The organism is Rhodococcus sp. NPDC057014, assembly GCF_042673295.1.
Lineage (GTDB): Bacteria > Actinomycetota > Actinomycetes > Mycobacteriales > Mycobacteriaceae > Rhodococcus_F.
Genome location: NZ_JBHUSF010000026.1, coordinates 16,704 through 38,109 on the forward strand (window position 1 = coordinate 16,704; position 21,406 = coordinate 38,109).

At 69.1% G+C, this 21,406-nt stretch carries 24 protein-coding genes; 15 read left to right on the forward strand and 9 right to left on the reverse strand.

The window, feature by feature from the left end; translation table 11 throughout:
- Positions 1-3: 3 nt before the first annotated feature.
- Genes ACFTZB_RS08305 through ACFTZB_RS08320 form a run of 4 tightly spaced genes read left to right on the forward strand, consistent with a single transcriptional unit; the run spans position 4 to position 3,479 of the window.
- A complete protein-coding gene (locus ACFTZB_RS08305; protein WP_378431047.1) occupies positions 4-993 on the forward strand; it encodes a Bug family tripartite tricarboxylate transporter substrate binding protein in 990 nt (329 codons plus the stop codon).
- The gene (locus ACFTZB_RS08310; RefSeq protein WP_378431017.1) at positions 990-1,529 is read left to right on the forward strand and encodes a tripartite tricarboxylate transporter TctB family protein; all 540 of its coding nucleotides are present in this window, start codon (positions 990-992) and stop codon (positions 1,527-1,529) included. The genes ACFTZB_RS08305 and ACFTZB_RS08310 overlap by 4 nt, the downstream gene beginning before the upstream one ends.
- Position 1,530: 1 nt before the next feature.
- Positions 1,531-3,090: a tripartite tricarboxylate transporter permease gene (locus ACFTZB_RS08315; RefSeq protein WP_378431018.1), complete on the forward strand. Its 1,560-nt coding sequence runs from the start codon at positions 1,531-1,533 to the stop codon at positions 3,088-3,090.
- On the forward strand, positions 3,087-3,479 hold the full coding sequence (locus tag ACFTZB_RS08320) for a universal stress protein (RefSeq protein ID WP_378431019.1): 393 nt from the start codon (positions 3,087-3,089) through the stop codon (positions 3,477-3,479). The genes ACFTZB_RS08315 and ACFTZB_RS08320 overlap by 4 nt, the downstream gene beginning before the upstream one ends.
- A 56-nt stretch (positions 3,480-3,535) precedes the next feature.
- On the opposite strand, the gene yaaA is transcribed toward ACFTZB_RS08320, so the two are convergent.
- Positions 3,536-4,279, reverse strand: coding sequence for a peroxide stress protein YaaA (yaaA, locus tag ACFTZB_RS08325; RefSeq protein WP_206005228.1), 744 nt, complete (start codon positions 4,277-4,279; stop codon positions 3,536-3,538).
- Positions 4,280-4,335: 56 nt separating this feature from the next.
- On the opposite strand from yaaA, the gene ACFTZB_RS08330 reads away from it, so the two are divergent.
- The 5 genes from ACFTZB_RS08330 to ACFTZB_RS08350 all read left to right on the forward strand — a co-directional run bounded on the left by ACFTZB_RS08330 (position 4,336) and on the right by ACFTZB_RS08350 (position 10,189).
- Positions 4,336-6,081: a proline--tRNA ligase gene (locus ACFTZB_RS08330; RefSeq protein WP_378431020.1), complete on the forward strand. Its 1,746-nt coding sequence runs from the start codon at positions 4,336-4,338 to the stop codon at positions 6,079-6,081.
- A 68-nt stretch (positions 6,082-6,149) separates the two neighbouring features.
- On the forward strand, positions 6,150-7,880 hold the full coding sequence (locus ACFTZB_RS08335) for an acyl-CoA dehydrogenase family protein (RefSeq protein ID WP_378431022.1): 1,731 nt from the start codon (positions 6,150-6,152) through the stop codon (positions 7,878-7,880).
- Positions 7,881-8,015: 135 nt separating this feature from the next.
- Positions 8,016-8,429 (forward strand): hypothetical protein, encoded by a 414-nt coding sequence (locus ACFTZB_RS08340; RefSeq protein WP_174705457.1) that lies wholly within the window; start codon positions 8,016-8,018, stop codon positions 8,427-8,429.
- A gap of 124 nt (positions 8,430-8,553) precedes the next feature.
- Positions 8,554-8,853, forward strand: coding sequence for a hypothetical protein (locus ACFTZB_RS08345; protein WP_378431023.1), 300 nt, complete (start codon positions 8,554-8,556; stop codon positions 8,851-8,853).
- A 373-nt stretch (positions 8,854-9,226) separates the two neighbouring features.
- The gene (locus ACFTZB_RS08350) at positions 9,227-10,189 is read left to right on the forward strand and encodes an alpha/beta fold hydrolase (RefSeq protein ID WP_378431024.1); all 963 of its coding nucleotides are present in this window, start codon (positions 9,227-9,229) and stop codon (positions 10,187-10,189) included.
- On the opposite strand, the gene ACFTZB_RS08355 is transcribed toward ACFTZB_RS08350, so the two are convergent.
- Complete coding sequence (locus tag ACFTZB_RS08355; protein WP_072937866.1) at positions 10,190-10,837, reverse strand: FHA domain-containing protein; 648 nt, start codon at positions 10,835-10,837, stop codon at positions 10,190-10,192. It lies immediately after the preceding gene.
- Positions 10,838-10,894: 57 nt separating this feature from the next.
- Positions 10,895-11,494, reverse strand: a complete 600-nt coding sequence (locus tag ACFTZB_RS08360) for a TetR/AcrR family transcriptional regulator (RefSeq protein ID WP_378431026.1) — start codon at positions 11,492-11,494, stop codon at positions 10,895-10,897.
- Positions 11,495-11,595: 101 nt separating this feature from the next.
- Between ACFTZB_RS08360 and ACFTZB_RS08365 the strand changes: the two genes are divergently transcribed.
- Entirely contained in the window at positions 11,596-13,041 is a 1,446-nt protein-coding gene (locus ACFTZB_RS08365) for a DHA2 family efflux MFS transporter permease subunit (protein ID WP_378431027.1), read from the forward strand.
- 17 nt (positions 13,042-13,058) lie between these two features.
- On the opposite strand, the gene ACFTZB_RS08370 is transcribed toward ACFTZB_RS08365, so the two are convergent.
- Both ACFTZB_RS08370 and ACFTZB_RS08375 read right to left on the reverse strand, forming a co-directional pair.
- The gene (locus ACFTZB_RS08370; RefSeq protein WP_378431028.1) at positions 13,059-13,727 is read right to left on the reverse strand and encodes a response regulator; all 669 of its coding nucleotides are present in this window, start codon (positions 13,725-13,727) and stop codon (positions 13,059-13,061) included.
- On the reverse strand, positions 13,724-15,019 hold the full coding sequence (locus ACFTZB_RS08375; RefSeq protein WP_378431029.1) for a sensor histidine kinase: 1,296 nt from the start codon (positions 15,017-15,019) through the stop codon (positions 13,724-13,726). The genes ACFTZB_RS08370 and ACFTZB_RS08375 overlap by 4 nt, the downstream gene beginning before the upstream one ends.
- Here ACFTZB_RS08375 and ACFTZB_RS08380 point away from each other — a divergent pair.
- Together ACFTZB_RS08380 and ACFTZB_RS08385 are read left to right on the forward strand one after the other, a co-directional pair.
- The gene (locus tag ACFTZB_RS08380; RefSeq protein WP_378431030.1) at positions 15,018-15,956 is read left to right on the forward strand and encodes an ABC transporter ATP-binding protein; all 939 of its coding nucleotides are present in this window, start codon (positions 15,018-15,020) and stop codon (positions 15,954-15,956) included. The genes ACFTZB_RS08375 and ACFTZB_RS08380 overlap by 2 nt on opposite strands.
- On the forward strand, positions 15,953-16,801 hold the full coding sequence (locus ACFTZB_RS08385; protein ID WP_378431031.1) for an ABC transporter permease subunit: 849 nt from the start codon (positions 15,953-15,955) through the stop codon (positions 16,799-16,801). The genes ACFTZB_RS08380 and ACFTZB_RS08385 overlap by 4 nt, the downstream gene beginning before the upstream one ends.
- Before the next feature lie 10 nt (positions 16,802-16,811).
- On the opposite strand, the gene ACFTZB_RS08390 is transcribed toward ACFTZB_RS08385, so the two are convergent.
- From ACFTZB_RS08390 to ACFTZB_RS08405, 4 genes are all read right to left on the reverse strand, one after another.
- Entirely contained in the window at positions 16,812-17,639 is an 828-nt protein-coding gene (locus ACFTZB_RS08390) for an SDR family NAD(P)-dependent oxidoreductase (protein WP_378431032.1), read from the reverse strand.
- Positions 17,636-18,121, reverse strand: coding sequence for a nuclear transport factor 2 family protein (locus tag ACFTZB_RS08395; protein WP_378431033.1), 486 nt, complete (start codon positions 18,119-18,121; stop codon positions 17,636-17,638). Before ACFTZB_RS08395 ends, ACFTZB_RS08390 begins: the two co-directional genes overlap by 4 nt.
- Before the next feature lie 98 nt (positions 18,122-18,219).
- A complete protein-coding gene (locus tag ACFTZB_RS08400; RefSeq protein WP_378431034.1) occupies positions 18,220-18,663 on the reverse strand; it encodes a ferritin-like domain-containing protein in 444 nt (147 codons plus the stop codon).
- Complete coding sequence (locus ACFTZB_RS08405; RefSeq protein ID WP_378431048.1) at positions 18,660-19,187, reverse strand: hypothetical protein; 528 nt, start codon at positions 19,185-19,187, stop codon at positions 18,660-18,662. Before ACFTZB_RS08405 ends, ACFTZB_RS08400 begins: the two co-directional genes overlap by 4 nt.
- A 197-nt stretch (positions 19,188-19,384) precedes the next feature.
- Here ACFTZB_RS08405 and rimP point away from each other — a divergent pair, with 197 nt between their 5' ends.
- Genes rimP through ACFTZB_RS08420 form a run of 3 tightly spaced genes read left to right on the forward strand, consistent with a single transcriptional unit; the run spans position 19,385 to position 21,383 of the window.
- Entirely contained in the window at positions 19,385-19,957 is a 573-nt protein-coding gene (rimP, locus tag ACFTZB_RS08410; protein WP_378431035.1) for a ribosome maturation factor RimP, read from the forward strand.
- The gene (gene nusA, locus ACFTZB_RS08415; RefSeq protein ID WP_072937876.1) at positions 19,954-20,985 is read left to right on the forward strand and encodes a transcription termination factor NusA; all 1,032 of its coding nucleotides are present in this window, start codon (positions 19,954-19,956) and stop codon (positions 20,983-20,985) included. Before rimP ends, nusA begins: the two co-directional genes overlap by 4 nt.
- 44 nt (positions 20,986-21,029) lie before the next feature.
- The gene (locus ACFTZB_RS08420; protein WP_378431037.1) at positions 21,030-21,383 is read left to right on the forward strand and encodes a YlxR family protein; all 354 of its coding nucleotides are present in this window, start codon (positions 21,030-21,032) and stop codon (positions 21,381-21,383) included.
- Positions 21,384-21,406: the final 23 nt, after the last annotated feature.

Genomic DNA, 21,406 nt, shown 5'->3' on the forward strand with positions numbered 1-21,406 from the left:
ACGATGTCGAGAACAGGTAGCGGGAGCAGGGTACGCGCGCTGCTCCTGCTCGCGCTCGTGGGCCTCCTCGTGGCCGGCTGCGGGGTCACCCGCGGCGAGGACGAGGGCCTGCACAGGGTGCGGATGATGGTTCCGAACAGTCCGGGCGGCGGCTACGACCTCACGGCGCGGACCGCGGTGAAGATCATGGAAGACGAGGACATCACCGGCCGCGTCGAGGTCTTCAACGTGATCGGCGCAGGTGGAACGGTGGCGATGGCCCGGCTGATGAACGAGGCCGGCAACGACGACCTCATGATGATGATGGGCCTCGGCGTCGTCGGCGCCGGCTACACCAACGGATCCACCGCACGGGTCTCCGATGCCACCGCGCTGGCCAAGGTGGTCGAGGAGCAGGAGGGCATTCTCGTGCCCGCGGATTCGCCGTTTCAGAACATCGACGATTTCGTGGCCGCGTGGCGCGCCGACCCGGCGTCGATCACCATCGGCGGCGGATCCTCGCCCGGCGGCCCCGACCACCTGTTCCCGATGGAGACGGCACGCGCGGTGGGCGTGGACCCCAACGCGGTGAACTACGTGTCCTACGACGGCGGCGGCGACCTGCTGACGGCCCTGCTCGGCAAGAAGATCACCGCGGGCACGTCGGGGCTCGGCGAGTACGTCGACCAGATCGAGGCCGGCCAGGTGAGGGTCCTCGCGGTGTCGGGAAACGAGCGGGTCGACGGTGTCGACGCGCCGACGCTCACCGAAGCCGGAGTGGATCTGACCTTCACCAACTGGCGGGGCGTCCTGGCGCCTCCCGGGCTGTCCGAGGGTGCCAAGGCCGACATGGTCGAGGCGCTTCAGAAGTTGCACGACACACCGGAATGGAAGGAGGCCCTGGTGAAGAACGGTTGGAGTGACGCCTTCATGATTGGACCGGAGTTCGAGCAGTTCCTCCGGGACCAGGACGAGCGGGTCTCGTCCACGCTGGCCGAATTGGGGCTGACATGACCGCGCCCGCAGATCCCGCGGCCGTCTCCGCGGACACGACGCCGAAGCCGAAGCGGAGGGACTACGCGCAGTTCGTCGTGTGCGCGGTGATGGCCGTGATCGGGGTGTTCCTCGTCGTCGACGCGCTGTCGCTCAGCGAGGGCTTCGCGAAGGTGGACCCGGTGGGCCCGCGACTGTTCCCCCTCGTCATCGGCGGGGGACTGCTGGTGCTGTCCGTGGTGTTCGCCGTCGCGATCCTGCGCGGCTCCACCGGGGACGCCGACAGCGGCGAGGACGTCGACCCGAATTCTCCGGGCGACTGGAAGACGGTCGGTCTGCTCGTCGGATTGTTCGTGCTGACCATCGCGCTCGTCGACTTCCTGGGATGGGCGATCATCGGCACCGTCCTGTTCGCCGGGGCCGCAACCATTCTGGGCAGCAGGCACTGGGTGCGCAACATCGCGATCGGGGCCGTGCTCGGATTCGGAAGCTTCTACGCGTTTTACGTCGGGCTCGGAATACCGCTGCCCGCAGGCATTCTGGACGGAATTCTCTGACATGGACAATCTGAACTGGCTGCTGCAGGGGTTCGAGCAGGCAGCCACCCCCATGAACCTGCTCTACGCCTGCATCGGCGTCCTGCTCGGCACGGCCGTCGGTGTGCTCCCGGGCATCGGACCGGCCATGACCGTCGCCCTGCTGCTGCCCGTCACCTACAACGTCAGCCCGAGCGCCGCGTTCATCATGTTCGCCGGCATCTACTACGGCGGCATGTACGGCGGGTCGACGACGTCGATCCTGCTGAACACGCCGGGTGAGTCGTCCTCGGTGATCACCGCGATCGAAGGCAACAAGATGGCGAGAGCGGGCAGGGCCGCGCAGGCCCTGGCGACCGCCGCGATCGGTTCCTTCGTCGCCGGGTCCATCGGCACGATGCTCCTGGTGCTCTTCGCGCCTGCCGTCTCGAGTTTCGCGGTCACCCTCGGTGCGCCGTCGTACCTCGCGATCATGCTGCTCGCCCTCGTCGCCGTCACGGCGGTCCTCGGAACTTCCAAACTCCGTGGGTGCATCTCCCTGCTACTCGGCCTCGCGATCGGGCTGGTCGGCATCGACTTCCTCACCGGCCAGCCGCGTGCCACGTTCGGCATCCCGCAGCTGTCGGACGGGATCGACATCGTCGTCGTCGCGGTCGCCGTGTTCGCGCTGGGGGAGGCACTCTGGGTCGCCGCGCACCTCCGCCGCACACCCGCCGAGGTCATCCCCGTCGGCAGGCCCTGGATGGGCAAGAGCGACTGGAAGCGTTCCTGGAAGCCGTGGCTGCGGGGCACCGCGTACGGGTTCCCGTTCGGTGCGCTGCCCGCGGGCGGCGCGGAACTCCCCACATTCCTCTCCTACATCACCGAGAAGAAGCTGTCGAAGCACAAGGACGAATTCGGCAAGGGCGCCATCGAAGGTGTCGCAGGCCCGGAGGCCGCCAACAACGCGTCGGCGGCGGGCACGCTCGTGCCGATGCTGTCGCTGGGTCTGCCGACCAACGCCACGGCCGCGGTCATGCTGACGGCCTTCGTGTCGTACGGCATCCAGCCCGGACCGACCCTGTTCGAGAAGGAACCGCTGCTGATCTGGACGCTGATCGCCAGCCTGTTCATCGGTAACTTCCTGCTGCTGGTGCTCAACCTTCCGCTCGCGCCGCTGTGGGCGAAGCTGCTTCGCACCCCGCGCCCCTACCTGTACGCGGGCATTTTGTTCTTCGCCGCCCTGGGCGCGTTCGCCGTCAACCTGCAATGGCTCGACCTGGCGCTGCTGCTGACGTTCGGGTTGCTGGGTCTGATGATGCGAAGGTTCGGGCTGCCGGTGCTGCCGTTGATCATCGGCGTCATCCTCGGGCCGCGCATCGAACGGCAACTGCGGCAGAGCCTGCAACTCGGCGGCGGAGACTGGGGCAGCCTGTTCACCGAGCCCGTCGCGATCATCGTCTACATCGTGATCGCCGTGCTCCTCATCGCACCGCTCGTCGCCAAGGTCGTCCGCGCGCACTACCCCGTCGCGGCACCCGATTTCCCCGACGGACCGGCCGGCGGCGACGCCACCGACACCAGAGAGAAGGCACACGCATGATCGTCGTCGGATACACCCCCGACCAGTTCGGAGGGGCGGCCCTCGAACACGGCGTCGCCGAGGCGCAGCTGCGCGGAACGTCGCTGCTCGTGATCAACTCGTCGAAGGGTGACTCCCTCGCCGATCAGTCGTTCGCCGACAACGCGCACCTGCAGGAACTCGAAGGCAAGCTGGCGGCGAGCGGGATCGACCACGAGGTCCGGCAGATTGTCGGGGACGACACCGTCGACGTGATCCTCGAGGCGATGACGGCGCCGAACGCGGAACTGCTCGTGATCGGCATCCGCGACCGCACGCCCGTCGGGAAGCTGCTGATGGGAAGCACCGCCCAGCGGCTGCTGCTGTCCTGCCGCAAACCGGTCCTCGCCGTCAAGCCCGACGAGCGCTGACGCACCCGTGAGTACTTCTTAACCGCCCGCGGTTGAGAAGTACTCACGGGTGGCGGTCAGTCGGTGAGGATGATCAGCTCGCGGTCCGACGCCACCTCGACGCGCAGTCCGGCCTTCGCCGCCACCCGCGCTACCCCGCGAACGTCCTGGGGTTCGGCGCGGGACACGGTGAGCGCCCGGGCGAGCAGACCCTTGTGGTGCTTGTTGAAATGGCTGACGACGGTGCGGGTGCCGTCCGGTTTCTCCGTGAGGACGGTGGCGATCACGGCCTCGGGGATCGGTCCGAGCTGCTGGTACGTCCCCGACCGCAGGTCGACGACGAGACCGTCCGCCTCGGCGGTGATGGCCCGGGACAGTTCCGGTTTCCACAGCGCCCGGAGGGTGCTCAGCCCGGGAAGCTTCGATCCGCCCGACAGCCGGTAGGCGGGGATCAGGTCGCCGGCGCGCACCGCACCGAACAGTGCGGACCCCATCGCGAGCCGGGACAGCGCCTTGGATTTCTGCGCCCTGGTGAACGACTTCGCGTCGAGCGCGTCGAACAGCACACCCGTGTAGCGCTCGAGTGCGGGCCGGGTGGGGGAGACCCACAATTTGGCGTTGCGCTCGATCTCGTCGGCCTGCGTGGGGCCCAGGCCGAGCGCGAGCTGCGACGCCTCCCCGTCCGCGGCCAGTGTGACCAGCGACTGGACCAGCATTTCACGGGTTTCGGTGAGCTGCGGCATGGACAGCTCGGCCAGGTCGAGGGGCGCGTCGGCGCCGCCGTCGGACTTGGTTTCGGAGGGAGGAAGTAGCACCAGCACGCACGAAACCCTACCGACGCGCCCGGCCTCGTCCCAGCCGACTATTCTGGTATCCCGTGATTACCCGCCTGTCCCACCTGTTCCTCCGCACGCTGCGCGACGACCCCGCCGACGCCGAGGTCCCCAGCCACAAGCTGCTGGTCCGCGCCGGTTACGTGCGTCGAATCGCGCCCGGCGTCTACTCGTGGCTGCCGCTGGGTCTGCGCGTGCTGCGCGAGGTCGAGCGGGTGGTGCGGGAAGAGATGAACGGCATCGGTGCGCAGGAGATCTCCCTGCCCGCACTCCTCCCGCGGGAACCGTACGAGGCGTCCAACCGCTGGACCGAGTACGGCGACGGACTGTTCCGCCTGAAGGACCGCAAGGGCGGCGACTACCTGCTCGGACCCACCCACGAGGAACTGTTCGCGCTCACCGTCAAGGGCGAGTACAACTCGTACAAGGATTTCCCGGTCACCCTGTACCAGGTGCAGACCAAGTACCGCGACGAGGAGCGTCCGCGGGCCGGCATCCTCCGCGGCCGCGAGTTCGTCATGAAGGATTCGTACTCCTTCGACCTCACCGACGACGGCCTCACCGAGTCGTACCAGGCGCACCGCGACGCCTACGAGCGGATCTTCGCCCGGCTCGGCGTCAAGTACGTGATCGTGTCGGCGACGTCCGGTGCGATGGGCGGCAGCGCGTCGGAGGAGTTCCTCGCGGAGAGCGAGATCGGTGAGGACACGTACGTCCGCTGCCTCGAGTCCGGCTACGCCGCCAACGTGGAGGCTGTGAAGACGCTCGCTCCCGAGCCCATTCCGTTCGACGGACTGCCCGCCGCGAAGGTGTACGACACGCCGGACACCCCGACGATCGCGACGCTCGTCGCGTGGGCCAACGACGCCGACCTGGGCCGGACCGTCACCGCCGCGGACACGCTGAAGAACCTCCTCGTCAAGGTCCGGCAGCCCGGCGGGAAGTGGGAACTGCTCGCCATCGGTGTCCCCGGCGACCGCGAGGTCGACGACAAGCGTCTCGGCGCCTCGCTCGAGCCCGCCGAGTTCGAACTGCTCACTGAAGCGGACTTCGAGGCCAACCCGTTCCTGGTCAAGGGGTACGTCGGACCGAAGGCGCTGCAGGCCAACGGTGTCCGGTACCTCGTCGATCCGCGCATCGTCGACGGCACCAGCTGGATCACCGGAGCCGACGAGAAGGGCAAGCACGTGGTCGGGCTCGTCGCGGGCCGCGATTTCGTCCCGGACGGCACCATCGAGGCCGCCGAGGTCCGCGGCGGCGACCCGTCACCCGACGGCGCCGGTGAACTCGTCGCGGCGCGGGGCATCGAGATCGGTCACGTCTTCCAGCTGGGTCGCAAGTACACCGACGTGTTCTCCGTGGACGTGCTCGGCGAGAACGGCAAGCCCGTCCGGCCCACGATGGGGTCCTACGGCGTCGGCGTCTCCCGTCTCGTCGCGGTGATCGCGGAACAGCACCACGACGAGAAGGGCCTGCGCTGGCCGGCCGAGGTGTCGCCCGCCGACGTGCACGTGGTGATCGCCAACAAGGACGACACCGCCCGGGAAGGCGCCGAGGGGCTCGCCGCCGACCTCGACAAGGCCGGTCTCGAGGTCATCCTCGACGACCGCAAGGCGTCGCCGGGCGTGAAGTTCAAGGACTCCGAACTGCTCGGTGTCCCGCTGGTCGTGGTCGTCGGCCGCGGCTGGGGCGAGGGCAAGGTGGAGGTGCGGGACCGCTTCACCGGCGAGAGCCGCGAGGTGGCCGCGGAGTCCGCGCTGAGCGAGATCGTCAAGACCGTCAGGGGCTGATCAAACCGCCCCACGCCTTTCGTCCGGACTGTTAGCTTGGCCTGACACGTCCGGACGAAAGGCCTGCTGTGACGAACTCCCTGCTGTTCGATCCGAACTCCTACGATCCCGAGCATTTCGATCCGGAGACGCGCAGACTGCTGCGGGCGCTGATCGAGTGGTTCGAGTCGCGGGGTAAGAAGCGGCTCATCGAGGACGATCTCGAGGCGGTCTGGCCCGAGGACTTCCTGGAGTTCGTGAAACGGGAGAAGCTGTTCGCCACGTTCCTCACGCCTGCCGAGTCGGCGGGCGGCGACCCGGGCAAACGCTGGGATGCCGCGCGCAACGCCGCGCTCAGTGAGATCTTCGGGTTCTACGGGCTGGCGTACTGGTACGCGTGGCAGGTGACGGTTCTGGGTCTCGGCCCCATCTGGATGAGCGGGAACCGGGCTGCGAAGGATCGCGCCGCGAGGCTCCTCGACGACGGTGGGGTGCTGGCGTTCGGTCTGTCGGAGCGCGAGCACGGTGCGGACGTCTACTCGACGGACATGCTGCTGACCCCTGCCGAGGGTGATCCGGATCTCGCGTTCACCGCGAGCGGCGACAAGTACTACATCGGCAACGGCAACGTCGCGGGCATGGTGTCGGTGTTCGGCCGGCGCACCGATGTCGAGGGCAGCGACGGCTACGTCTTCTTCGTCGCGGACAGCCGCCACCCGGCGTACCACCTGCAGGGCAACGTGGTGCACGGCCAGATGTACGTCAGCACGTTCCGGCTCGAGGACTACCCGGTCCGGGAAGAGGACATCCTGCACACCGGGGTCGCCGCGTTCGAGGCCGCGCTGAACACGGTCAACGTCGGCAAGTTCAACCTGTGCACGGGTTCGATCGGTATCTCCGAGCATGCGTTCTACGAGTCGATCACCCACGCGCGCAACAGGATTCTGTACGGAAACCCCGTCACCGATTTCCCGCATGTGCGCGGCAACTTCGTCGACGCCTACAGCAGGCTGGTCGCGATGAAGCTGTTCAGCGCCCGCTCCGTCGACTACTTCCGCAGCGCCGGTCTCGACGACCGCCGGTACCTGCTGTTCAACCCGATGACGAAGGCGAAGGTCACCTCCGAGGGGGAGAAGGTGATCGCGCTCCTGCACGACGTGATCGCGGCGAAGGGCTACGAGAAGAACACCTACTTCCGGGAGGCCGCCCAGCTGATCGGCACCCTGCCGAAGCTCGAGGGAACGGTACACGTCAACGTCGGCCTGATCCTGAAGTTCATGCCGAACTATTTGCTCAATCCCGCGGAGTACCCGGAGGTCGGCACCCGGCTCGACGCCGCCGACGACGCCTTCTTCTGGGCGCAGGGACCGACCCGAGGTGCGGGCAAGATCCGGTTCCACGACTGGACGACGGTGTACGAGGCGCATTCGGACGTCCCGAACGTGGCCCGGTTCCACGAGCAGGCGACGGCGTTGCGGGAACTGCTCACCACCGCCCCGCCCGACGCCGACCAGCAGAAGGACCTCGACTTCCTGCTCGACCTCGGGCATCTGTTTTCGCTCGTGGTGTACGGGCACCTCATTCTCGAGCAGGCCGGCATCGCCGGCATCGACCGCGACCTGATCGACCAGATCTTCGACTTCCAGATTCGCGACTTCTCTCGTTATGCCGTTGCGCTGCACGGTAAATCGTCCGCCACGGAGGCTCAGCAGCAGTGGGCGCTCGGCGCGATCCGCCGGCCCGTCGTGGACGCGGAACGATTCTCGCGGGTGTGGGCGCAGGTGGAAGGGTACGACGGGGCGTACGAAATGCGGCCGTAGGCACGGCTCCACGGGGTGGGGCGGCGTCATCCCTCGGGGTGCCGCTTGCGCCCCCTGGGGTATCTGTCCGGGTGGGCGCTCTCAGCGCATTCTTATGTGGCAAGCAAAACCCCACCCCCACAGAAAGATCCACACATGGCACACACCTTCAAGCGCACCCTCTCCGCTCTCGCGATCGCGGGCTTCGCCCTCACCGCCGGAGCGGGAATCGCCTCCGCCGATCCGGGTGGCAACGGCGGCACGGCACCGGGCGGCACGTCGCAGGGTGGCAACGGCGGCACGTCTCAGGGCGGTGCCGGCGGCAACGGCGGCAACGGCTCCGGTGGAAACGTCGTGCTGGGCGGTCCGGTGATCGGCAGCCCGGGCACCACGACCGGCCCCCAGAACGCCGGCAACGGTGGCAACGGAGGAAACGGCGGGAACGCCGGAGATGCCAATGGAGGCAATGCCGGGGATGCGAACGGCGGCTCCGCGAACGGAGGCGCGGGTGCCGGTGACACGACCACCACGGACAACACCCAGAACTGCGGGTTCGTCTTCTGCTTCTGACCGAGTCGTGATCGCTCGATCTCACTGAACGCCGAGGGGTCGACACCGTCAGGTGCCGGCCCCTCGGCGCCATGCCCGTACCGCCCACCCCGCCCCCTGTCACGCACTGCGAAAGGTTCTTCCCATGTCGACGTCCTTCGGCTTCTCCACTGTCCTCACACGCACGGGTGCCACCGTCGCGGCCGCGTTCTTCGTCCTCGCGGCGGGCTCAGGCATCGCGTCGGCGGCGCCGGACGCCCCGTCCGACGATCCCTCCGTGAGCACCCTTGCTCCCGGACCGAACGCACAGGGCGGCAACGTCGACATCGGCGGCCCGCACGTCGGGCCGATCGCCGTCGACGGAATCAAGGCCGGGCCCGGTGGAACGAGCGTCGGCGGCCACGACTTCGGCGGCCAGGGCGGTCCGGGCCTTCCCTGGGGGTGACGGGTTCCCCACCCCGGGGTGCCTGGTGGTGCCCGTCCGGACACCGCATCCTGAAACGGCAGCAGAGAACACCCTCCAGTCGCGGGCGACCCGGACCGGTTGCTTCGTCGCGGCGGGGACCCCGGAATCGGAACTCACGAGGGGACGAATCCGGGGTCCTTCCGCGCCGGCACTGCATGCGGATGCCTCCTCGCCGAGGGGGATGACCGGCATGCCCGTGTCCACCCACCCCAGGGGTGGAATGCGCGACACCTCCGGGTGCGGTGGCCACCACTGGGGGTCCTGGTTGGTGCAGACGGTGCGCGGCAGAGTAGGGGACAAGCAAGGACGTAACGCTTCACCAGCCGCGAGCGAAGAAACCGAGGAGGCCATCATGACGAACACCCCGGTTGCACATGAGCACGAAGGTCGTCGCCTCACGGTCAGGACCGACGACGGGGTCCCGCTCGCGGTTCGCGAGTTCGGTTCGCCCGACGCGGCCACCACGGTGGTGTTCGTCCACGGTCACTGCCTGCGCACCGAATCCTGGTGGGCGCTGCGCGAACAGCTGGTCCGCTTCTGGCGCAACGATGTTCGCATGGTCTTCTACGATCATCGGGGGCACGGTGAGTCGGGTGAAGCGCCGGCCGCCACCTACACGATCGATCAGCTCGGCCGCGACCTCGGTTCCGTGCTCGACGCCGTCGCACCGCACGGCCCGGTCGTCCTCGTCGGGCACTCGATGGGCGGGATGACCGCGCTGTCCTACACCCGGCAGAACCCGCACACCATCGGTTCGCGGATCGTGGGCATGGCCCTGATCTCCACCGCGGCGTGCGATCTCGCCGAGGCGGGCCTCGGCCGGCACCTGCGCAGCCCCGCGGTGTCGCTGTTCCGCACCGCGGTGCGTCGCGCGCCGCGGGTCGTGCACGGATCGAAGCGGGTAGGCCGCACCGTCTGCACGGCGATCGCCCGCGCGGCAGGCGCCCGCAACCGGGTCGTCGACCCCCGCCTGGCCGCACTGGTCGCGGCGATGGCCAACACCACGTCCGTCGTCACCATGTCGAGCTTCCTGGAATCCCTGCTCGGGTTCGACGAGCGGCACTCCCTCGCCGCGCTCGCGCACATCCCGTCGCTGATCCTGTGCGGCTCGGTGGACATGCTCACCCCGCTCCAGCATTCGGTCGCAATGGCCTCGAAGCTCCCCGCTTCGGAACTCGTGAGCGTCGACGGGGCGGGTCACTCGGTGATCCTCGAGCGTGCGGCCGACGTCGCGCTCGCCATCATCGGACTCGTCGAGCGGATCGCCCACGGTGATACGGCCGCGCACGACCGCGAGCTGATGGCCGCGTGCTGATCAGAGATCGCGCTCGTTGATGATGCCGCTGCGCATGGCCCGCTCGGCCAGGCTGACCCGCTTCTGATTCTGCGGGAGATCGCCGACGCCGAATTTCGCGAACAATGCGCGCAGATGCGTCTTGATCGCGTCGACGCTGAGGAACAACTCCTGCGCGATCTGCTGGTTCGACGCGGGATTCGCGAACGCGGCGCCGTGCTTGTACGGCCGGCACAGCGCCGTGAGGACCGCTCGCTGGGTGTCGGTCAGGGACCGGACGTCGGGCATGTCGGTCCCCATCCGGGTGGCCTCGTCGAGGGCGCCGCCGAATTCGAGGTACCGGATCTTGGTTCCGCCGATGCGGATGCTGTCGCCCTGCCGGAGCCGGCGCCGGCCGGCGAGCCGCTCGCCGTTGACGAACGTGCCGTTACGCGAGAGTCCGTCGTCGAGGATGGTCCAGTGCGAGCCGACGCATTCGAGCACGGCGTGGAGGCGCGAGACCTCGTCGTCCTCCGTGAGGAGTAGATCGGAGCCGGGCGACCGTCCGATCGTGACGCGCGCGGAAGTGGGGGAGAGGTCCACGGTGTGGTGGTGACCCTCCCTGTCGGAATAGCTCAGTCGAGACTCAACGGCTCGGTCCACGGCTACACCCCTTCCGCACGCTTCCATCGTGCCCCGCCGTGTGTCCGATGAGCAAGATCAAGAGCGGAAATCGCCGATCACGGATCAGTTCTCGGAGCTCGCGGCGTCCAGGGTGTTCCCGAACGCGCACACGGCGAGTTCCTCGAGCGCCGGATCCTGCCCGGCATGTTCGGGCACCTGCATGGCGAGCAGGGTGTTGAGCAGCATTCCGTTGGCGATGAAGGTGCGGGCCCGTTCGGGGCTGCAGCCGGTGCTCGTACGGATCTGTGTGTAGAGCCGGGACATCCAGTCGCGCGCCAGTGCGCCGATCTCCGGGTTCGCGCCGGACGTGAAGCCGTGCATCATCACCAGCAGGAGGTCGCGGTCCTCGAGCAGTTCGGTGTACGCGACGCCCATCGGGAGCCACGATTCGTCGTTCTCGGGGTCGGCGGCGACACCGTCGAACCAGGGCTCGAAGGTCTCGAGGATCCGGGACATCGCGCGGTCGAAGACGTCGGCGAACAGCCGCGATTTCGAACCGAACATGCGGACCACGTACGGCTGCGACACCCCCGCCTCGCGTGCGACGGCGTCGGTGCTGGTGCCGTGATAGCCGTCCCTGGCGAACGCGCGGGAGGCGGCCGCCAGTACGAGTTCACGCCGTTCCGTCGCGCTCATGCGGGTCTGTTTCACGGGCGAGGCCATGTTGACATGTTATCAGTTGATTACTAGTCTCCGAAATAAGTAATCATCTGATGCTTACAACTTCTGCTTCCTCAACCCCGACTCGGATGTGAGGTCCCGTCATGACGACACTCTCCGAACGCCTCGACCACGAGTCGGCGGCGCCGCCCCCGGGGCATCGCCGCGGCCGGACGGTGCCGGTGTGGCTGGCGATCACCGCCGCCTCGATCCCGATGTTCATGGCCACGCTCGACAACCTCGTGATGACCAGCGCCCTGCCGGTGATCCAACGCGACCTGAGTGCGTCGGTGGGGCAGCTGCAGTGGTTCATGAACGCCTACACGCTGGCCTTCGCGACCTTGATGCTGACGCTGTCGGCGCTCGGCGACCGGCTCGGGCGCCGGCGTGTATTCCTCTGGGGCATAGTGCTCTTCGCGCTGGCGTCGATCGCCTCGGCGCTGTCGACCACCTCCGAGATGCTGATCGCGGCGCGGGCCGTCCAGGGCGTCGGCGCGGCCGCGATCATGCCGCTCTCGCTCACCCTGCTCGCCGGGGCCGTGCCGCTCGCGGCGCGGGCCCTCGCCATCGGGATCTGGGGCGGCGTCTCGGGGCTCGGAATCGCTCTCGGCCCGGTGATCGGCGGCGCCGTCGTCGACGGGGTGTCGTGGCAGGCCGTGTTCTGGATCAACGTTCCCGTCGCCGCGGTCGCGATCCCGTTGGCGCTCTATGCGCTCGGCGAGTCGAAGGGGAAGCGGCAACCGCTGGATCCGCTCGGCGTCGTATTGGCCGGGGCCGCGGTGTTCCTCGGAGTCTGGGGCATCGTGCACGGCAACGACGACGGCTGGACCAGTGCCACGGTTCTCGGTGCCCTCGTCGCAGCGGGGGTGCTACTCGCGGCGTTCGTGGTGCGCGAGTTGCGCACACCGTTTCCCGTGATGCCGCTACGGTTGTTCCGGTCCCGTCAGTTCTCCTTGGCCAACGTGATCGGGCTGACGTTCACGCTGGGAATGATGGGTGCCGTCTTCCTCCTGTCGCAGTACCTCCAGATCGTCATGGGATATTCCCCGTTCGAGGCCGGCCTGAGAACGCTGCCGTGGACGGCGGCACCGATGGTGGTGGCGCCGATCGCGGGGTTGCTCGCGCCTCGGCTGGGCGTCCGGACCCTCCTCGTCACCGGACTGGTGCTGCAGGGACTGTCACTGCTCTGGATGGCGTCGCTCATCGTCCCCGGCGCCACCTACGGCAGCATGGTTCCGGCGTTCGTGATGGCCGGTGCGGGAATGGGTCTGACGTTCGCCCCCAACGCGACGGCCGTCCTCGCCGACATGCCCGAGGCCGACCACGGCACGGCCAGTTCGACCAACGCGACGCTCCGGGAGATCGGAGTCGCGCTGGGGATCGCGCTGCTGACCGCGGTGTTCCTCGGTGCGGGCGGCAGCCTCACGCCGACCGGGTACATCGACGCCCTCGCGCCGGCGCTGTACGTGGGAGCCGGATCCGTGGCGGTCGCGGTCGCCGCCGCCGCCCTCATGCCGGGACGGTCGAAGGCGGTCCTGGCGTCGACGTGACGGGGCCGGACCGAGTGTCAGTCCTGCCAGCCCGGCCGAACCATGCCCCACTCGTACGCCATCACCACCAGTTGTGTGCGGTCCCTGGCGCCGAGTTTCAACAGAATCCGGCTGACGTGCGTGCGGGCGGTGGCCGGGCTCAGGAACAGTCGCGCGCCGATCTCGGCGTTGGTGAGGCCCTCGGCGATCAGGATCATCACCTCGCGTTCACGATCGGTGAGGTCGTCGAGGCGGCCGGAGTGCGGCGGCCGTTTGGCGTGGGTCGCGAACTCCGCGACCAGTTTCCGCGTCACGGACGGCGACAGCAGGGCATCCCCGTCGGCCACCACACGGACCGCCCGCACCAGTTCGGCGGGCTCGGTGTGCTTGACCAGGAAACCCGTCGCCCCCGCGCGCATCGCCTCGAAGACGTACTCGTCCAATTCGAAGGTGGTGAGCACCACCACCCGCACCCCGGACAACGCGGGATCGGCGGCGATACGCCGGGTCGCCTCCAATCCGTCGAGCACCGGCATCCGGATGTCCATGAGGACGACGTCGGGAACCAGCGCCCGGGTCAGGCTCACCGCCTGCTCACCGTTCTCGGCCTGACCGGCCACGGCGATGTCCGGCTGGGCGTCGAGCAGGGCGGCGAAACCCGCCCGCACGAGCGCCTGGTCGTCGGCGACGAGTACGCGAATCGTCATGCCCGGCCCGCCGTGTCGCGTCCGAGGGGGAGCGTCGCCTGCACCCGGAAGCCGCCGCCCGGTCCGGGTCCGGCGGTCAGCTCACCACCGAGGGCGCGGGCGCGTTCCCGCATGCCGGGGATCCCGTTTCCGCCGCCACCGGCCGGCGCCCCGGCCGGGCCCCGTCCGTCGTCGTCGATCCGCACGCGGACGGACGCGGGCGAGTACGTCACCGTGACGTCGGCCGACGAGCCGCCGGAGTGACGGGCCACGTTGGTCAGCGACTCCTGCACGATGCGCGCCGCAGCGACGTCGACCACGGCGGGCAACGGCCGCGGTGCGCCCTCGACGACCGTCGTCACCGCGAGACCCGCGGCGCGGGCACGCTCGACCACACCGTCCAGGTCCCCGATCCCCGCGGTCGGCGCGGTGGGCGGGCTGTCGTCGCCGCCGCCGCGCAACGACGCCAGCAGCGCGTGGACGTCGCCGATCGCGTCGCGGCTCGCGACCTTGATCGCGGACAGCGCCTCCTGCGACTGTTCGGGTCTGCTGTCCCACAGCTCGAGTGCGACCGACGCCTGCACGTTGATGAGCGAAAGGCTGTGTGCCAGAACATCGTGCAGCTCGCGGGCGATCTCGAGCCGCTCCTCGCTGGCCCGGCGGCGCTGCTCGTCCAGGGTGCTGCGGCGCGCCGCCTCGGCGCGTTGCCTGCGGGCGTCGAGCGTCCCACGACGCTGACGGACGACCTCGGCGGCGGCGAGGAGCACCAGCAGCCAGGCCGCGATGCCGGTGAGAGCGAGGAGCGACGGAGTCTCGGCGGCCGAGACGGCGGGCACGGCGAAGACGATCAGCACGTAACCGACCGCGAGGGCCGGATACGTGTGCCAGCGCGACCCGGCCGTCGCCGCGCCGAGAAACGCGACCACGAGCGACAGGAACACCGGGCCGTACCCGTAACTCCTTCCGACGTACAGGACCGTGACGGCGAGAACGACGAGCAGGACCGTGACCGGCGACCGTCGCCGGAAGAGCAGCGCGAGCGGACCGCACACCAGCAACACGAAGCCCGCCGCGTCCAGCGGCGTCGCCCACGACTGGTTGTGGTTGGCGCCGACACTGCCGACGACCTGCACGATTGCGACGCCCAGGACGATCAGGACGTCCCGCGGGGTGATCGACGTGTCCCTCCGGTCGATGTGCACCACCCGAACGTAGACCCGATCCGCCGACGCTGTCATCGTCCGCGGCACGTACGCGAGAAGACGCGCGCAGGCGGATGTGCGCGCCGTCCGCGGGGCCGAGGCTGGAACCATGACTTCCGACATCGTGGTCACCGACAGGTTGACCAAACGCTACGGCGAACACACGGCGGTCGCTGCCGTCAGCCTGACCGTGCGGGCGGGCGAGGTGTACGGGTTCCTCGGACCGAACGGCGCAGGCAAGACCACCACACTGCGCATGCTCACGGGCCTCGTCCGGCCGACCTCCGGGACCGCGACCCTCTTCGGGCGCGCACCCGGTGACGGCGGGGTGGCGGCGCGCACCGGGGTGCTGATCGAAGGCCCCGGATTCTTCCCCTACCTGTCCGGGCGCGACAACCTGCGGGTACTGAGCAGATACCGCCGGCTGCCGGACGACGCGGTGGAATCCGCGCTGCACCGGGTGGGTCTGCGCGATCGCGGGCACGACCGGTTCCGCACCTACTCGCTCGGGATGAAGCAGCGCCTCGGTGTCGCGGCCGCACTCCTCGGCGACCCCGACCTGCTGATCCTCGACGAACCCACCAACGGTCTCGACCCGGCGGGGATGGCCGAGATGCGGGAACTGATAGTCGAACTCGCCGATTCCGGGCATTCCGTGATGCTGTCCAGCCACATGCTCAGCGAGGTGCAGGAGATCTGCGATCGCGTCGGCGTGATCTCACGCGGGGAGCTGGTCGCGCAGTCCACCGTCGCCGAACTGCGCGGCGGCACCAGCCTGCTGGTGCGCGCCGATCCGCGGGAACGGGCCGCGGCGGTCCTCGCGGAACTGCTGGGGCGCGACGTCGTCGACACGGTGGGTGACGCGCTCGCCGTCGCCGTGTCGCCGGAACTGGCCCCGAAGGTGGCCCGTGTTCTCGTCGACGCGGGAATCGACCTGCACGAGTTGTCGCGGCGGGAGCGGTCGCTCGAGGACGTCTTCTTCGCGATGACGTCCGACAGCAGTCACGGCGACCGCACGGCGAGCAACGAACCGAGGAGAATGTCATGAATGCAGTGATCGCCAATACGCGAGCCGAGCTTCTCCGACTGCGGAAGTGGCCGTCGATGTGGGTGCTGCTCGCCGCGTGGATCGTGCTGAACCTGGTCTTCGTCTATCTGTTCAACTACATCACCTATGCGACCGGCGGCACCACCGACATGGCGTCGTCGGCGCCCCCGGACGTGCTGCTCGCGCAGATGCTGCCCTCGGCGGTGCCCCAGGTGTTCACCCAGGGCATGGCCATGTTCGGGGGTGCGCTGATGCTCATCCTCGGCGCGCTCACCATCGGCAGCGGCTACGGGTGGGGGACATGGAAGACCGTGTTCACCCAGGGCCCTTCGCGATCGGCCGCACTCGCCGGAACACTCCTCGCGCTGCTGACCGTGGTGATCGGACTCGTCCTCACCGTGGCGGCCGTCGACGTCGGGGTGGCCACCGTCGTCGCCACGGTCGAATCGGAGCCGGCGAATCTGCCTGCCGCCTCGGCGATGCTGAAGGCCCTCGCCTCCGGGATGCTCATCCTCGCCATGTGGACCGCGGCGGGTGTCCTCGTCGGCGCCCTCGCGCGGGGGCCCGCGTTGTCCGTCGGTCTCGGCCTCGTGTGGGTGCTGGTGGTCGAGAACCTGCTCCGCGGAGTCGCTGCCGTCCTCGACCCCGTGTCGGTGGTGACGGACTTCCTCCCCGGCACCGCCGCGGGCTCGCTGGCCGGCTCGCTGCGCGACTTCGGCGGCGACACCACCCCGGGAGTCCTGAACATCCTCGACGGCGGCACGTCGGTGCTCGTCCTGGCCGGCTACGTCGCCGCGTTCGCGGCAGGCACGATCTGGCTCGTCCGCTGTCGCGACGTGACCTGACGGCCACGGCTCAGAACAGGGGACCGCCGCCGAACGGTCCCCGGTGCGACGGCGGGGTGCGGCCCTGCGTGTCGGTGATGCCGTACTCGACGGCCAGCTCCGCCGTCACGAACGTGTGGCCGCTGCGGTCGGGCAGGGTGGGGTCCGCGGTGAGGGCGCTGATCACCTCGCCGACGAACTCGGGAGACTCGGCGTCCGCCACGGGAAAGCCGGCGATGGTCTCCATCCCGCTGGCGACGACCATCTCCGTGCGCACGATGCCCGGCCACAGCGAGACCGCGCGGACGTCGTGCGGAGCCAGCTCCGCCGCCATGTCGCTGGCCATCTTGTCCAACCCGGCCTTGGACATGCCGTAGAGCACCGAGTGCAGATGTCCCCGGGTCCCGAACGACGAGATGTTCGCGATCAACCCGGACCGCCGGGGCACCATCAACCGGGCTGCCTCCACCGACGCGACGTAATGGGCGCGCAGTCCGACGCCGATCAGCGAGTCCCAGTCGCCGAGGGGCCGTTCCCAGAACGGTGTGCTGAACCCGCCGAATCCCGCGGGGGCGGCCCACACGTTGTTGACCAGCAGGTCGAGTCGGCCTGACTGCTCGTCCGAGATCCGGGCGAACAGGGCGTGCACCTCCTCGTCGACGCGGTGATCGCACGCCACCGCGATGCCGCTGCCCCCGGCGTCGCTGACCGCTCGCGCGGACGCCGACAACGGGCTGTCCGCGGTGACCGGGCCGCGTCCGGTGACGTAGACGGTCCACCCGGCGGCTCCCAGCGCGGTCGCGACACCCTTGCCGACGCCGCGGCTTCCCCCGGTGACCAGAGCTACCCGCGCGGTCACCGGACGACCACCGTGTCCTCGGTGAGCGGCCGGGTGATCGACCATCGAGTGGTGAAGTGGCATCGCGACATTCGCCATTCACCGTCCTCGAAGCGGTAGGCGTCGTCGTACTCGCCGGCGGACACGGTCTCCGTCCGCTTCAGCAGATCGACCTGGCGGAACTGCAGCGTCCACGTACCGGTCGCCTCGGTGTCGCTGTGCAGCACGATGTCCGGATGGAAGCCGTGGTGCATGTCCAGGATCACGTGCTCGCCGTCCACCTCGTGGAGCGCGATGCTGCGGAAGACGTCCGTGAGCCGGTCGGCGTCGTCGAACCGGCCGAGGGGGCCGAAGTCGACGGACGCCCCGGACGCGACGAAGCAGGCACGGAACGCGTCCGGATCCTTGCCGTCGCACGCTCGCCAGTAGCGGTACTTGAGGGCCTTGATCGCGGTCACCCGCTCCAGGTCCGCCACACGCTGCTCCACCGAGCGTTCGTCCACGCCGCCGTCCTCCCGTTGTCGTTCAGTGTGTCGGAAGAGACGCTAAGCCGGGAGCGCGCCGGGTGGGGGCACGATCCCGGTGGGCGGGAACCTGTGTGTCAGGGTTGGCCGGGAAACGGGTCGACCACCGGATCGGTTCCGAGGGCCACGCGCCAGGTGGCCTCCCGGACGGCGGCGTCGGTCAGCGCGGTCACGCCGAGCGTGCGGGTGTCCGCCGTCTCGCCGTGCTCGACGACCGCCCGCCACGCGACCGCGGTGTCCGCCTCGACCTGGGCCGCGAGCTGCGCGGCGGTGATGGGGTCGGCGACCGGGAACGGCAACGTGTAGCCCGCTTCGGCGGCCGGGGCCGTCAGACCCGCCGCGGTCAGCGTGTCCAGGAGTTCGTCCCGGCGGGCCCGGTGGGCCGCGGCGGCGGTGGCCACCTGCGCCGCCCGCGTGGGATTCGAGAAGGCTGCGACCACCCCGTAGGCGAACACCGCGGAATGTTCGGCGGCCAGCGCGTCGCCGAGGCTCGTGCTCTCGGCTTCGGTGGGTGTCGTCACGGCAGCACCACCGCCAGGTACGTTCCGCACGCGGCGCTGATCGACGCGCACAGTCCGGCGCGGTACGCGGTCAGCGAGCGTGCCGAGTCGGCCGCACTGCGCTGGGACTCGGCCAGGTCGGCCCGCAACTGCTCGAGACCGGGCGGAGGTGCGGGTGCAGTCGGTGTCGCCGACGGGGGAGCGGACGTGGTCGGCGCGGTGCCGTCCGGGTACGTTCCTGCGGCCCTGGCGATTTCGGCGTCCAACGCGTCGGCGTGGGCGGTGCGCTGGGCGCGGACGAGTTCGAGTGCCGCGCCGCGGTCGGGCAGTAGTGCGATGGTCGCCGCTGCGCCCGCGGCGTCGCGACGCGCCAGACGCGACTGCGCGACCAGTGAATCGACCTCGGTGTCGGCGTCCTCGCCGTCGGCGCACCCCGCCAGCAGGGGGACGCTCGCGATGCCGAACGCGGAGGCGGCTGCGAACCGGAGAGCGGTGCGCCGGGACACGGCCGGACCGGATGTCGGGGGCCGGGAGACGGTGGGCATGAGCACCGGTCCATGGTGCCAGGTCGGGCCGCGATCCCGGGAATCGAGCACCGGGGCTGGTCACGGGCGCCTCGAATCGGCGTTACTCTTAGATGCTCGAACCCGTCCCGGCGGGTTCGAGGTGCTGCCCTGTGCGGCACGGTGACCTGCAGACCACGACACACGACGAGCGACAACTGAAACGAGGAGCTTCCCCGATGCCGGTTCCATCCAAGGAGAGGGTGACGGAGCTCATCTCCGATCTGGTGCAACGCCAGGGCTACGACTTGGAGGACGTTGCGGTCACCCTCGCGGGCAGACACAGCGCGGTCCGGATCATGGTGGACAGCGACGCCGGGCTCGAACTCGACGCGGTCGCGAACCTGAGCCACGAGATCTCCGAAGTGTTCGATGCGGTGTCCGATTTCGGGGAGTCCCCGTACACGCTCGAGGTCACGTCTCCCGGCATCGACCGACCACTCACGCACGAGCGCCACTGGCGGCGGGCCCGCGGCCGCAAGGCCCGTATCGACCTTGCGCACGAGACCGTCGTCGGCCGGATCGGAACCCTCGACGGCGACTCGGTCGCGGTGGTGATCGGCTCGCGCACCGGTCCGGACGTTCGGCGCATCGCGCTCCCGGAGATTCAAAAAGCTGTTGTGCAGGTGGAATTCTCGAAACCCGACCCGAGGGAGCTGGAACTCGCGGGCGGAATACCCGAGGGCCGCGTGGCACCCGCGGACGCAGACGCGTCGGAAGATGAAGAAGTAGTAGAGGGGTTGGACAAGTGAATATCGACATTGCGGCGCTGCGCGCCATCGAAGCAGACAAGGGCATCTCGATCGAGACCGTCATCTCGACGATCCAGACGGCGCTGCTCACCGCCTACCGGCACACCGAGGGGCATCAGCAGCACGCCCGGATCGACGTCGACACCAAGAGCGGCATCGTGCGGGTGATGGCGCACGACGTCGACTCCGACGGCAACATGGTCGGCGAGGAATGGGACGACACCCCGGAAGGGTTCGGCCGGATCGCGGCGACCACCGCGCGCCAGGTCATCCTCCAGCGGCTGCGCGACGCCGAGCACGAGCGGAGCTTCGGCGAGTACTCCACCCACGAGGGTGAGATCGTCGGCGGCGTGATCCAGCGCGACACCCGGGCGAACTCGCGCGGCATGGTCGTGGTGCGGATCGGGAGCGAGGCCAGCGGCGCCGAGGGCCTGATCCCGCCCGCCGAGCAGGTGCCCGGCGAGAACTACGAGCACGGCGAGCGGCTCAAGTGCTACGTCGTCGGTGTCGCCCGCGGGCAGCGGGGGCCGCAGATCACGTTGTCGCGCACCCACCCGAATCTCGTGCGTAAACTGTTCGCGCTCGAGGTTCCGGAAATCGCGGACGGCTCGGTCGAGATCATCGCCGTGGCCCGCGAGGCAGGCCACCGGTCGAAGATCGCCGTCCAGTCGCGGGTGCAGGGGCTGAACGCGAAGGGTGCGTGCATCGGTCCGATGGGTCAGCGGGTGCGCAATGTGATGAGTGAACTCGCCGGCGAGAAGATCGACATCATCGACTTCGACGACGACCCGGCCCGGTTCGTCGGCAACGCACTGTCGCCGTCGAAAGTGGTCTCCGTCACTGTCGTGGATCCGGAGGCCCGCGCCGCGCGTGTCGTCGTCCCCGACTTCCAGCTGTCCCTCGCGATCGGCAAGGAAGGGCAAAATGCCCGTCTTGCTGCGCGCTTGACCGGGTGGCGAATCGACATCCGCAGCGACGCCGCACCCGCTCCCGAGTCGGCAGGCGGACCCGCCGCGACCAGTCGTTGAGCCGGGAATGCGGAGATCGGGGCAAGTCGGCGGTAGAGTGGTCAATGGTTCAGCATGAGCATCCCGATTCTGCGCGCGTTCCTACCGGTTCTCCGGTCCGAACATGCATAGGATGTAGGGAGCGCGCGCTGGCTGTCGATCTGCTCAGGGTTGTGGTTGGTGAGAGCGGGCCGCAAGGTCATGTTCTCGCCCCGGACCCGAGGCGCAGGCTTCCCGGTCGAGGTGCGTGGCTGCACCCCGTCGAGGTTTGCCTGAGTCTCGCGGAACGACGCCGAGCATTCGGCAGAGCGCTGCGAGTGTCCGGAAGTGTCGACACGTCAGAAGTCGACCACTGGGTACGCGCAGGGCACCCACCCAGAGCAGTACCTCTCGAACAGAACAGGCACAAGCACTCATGAGCACACCGTGAAGCACCAGCGAT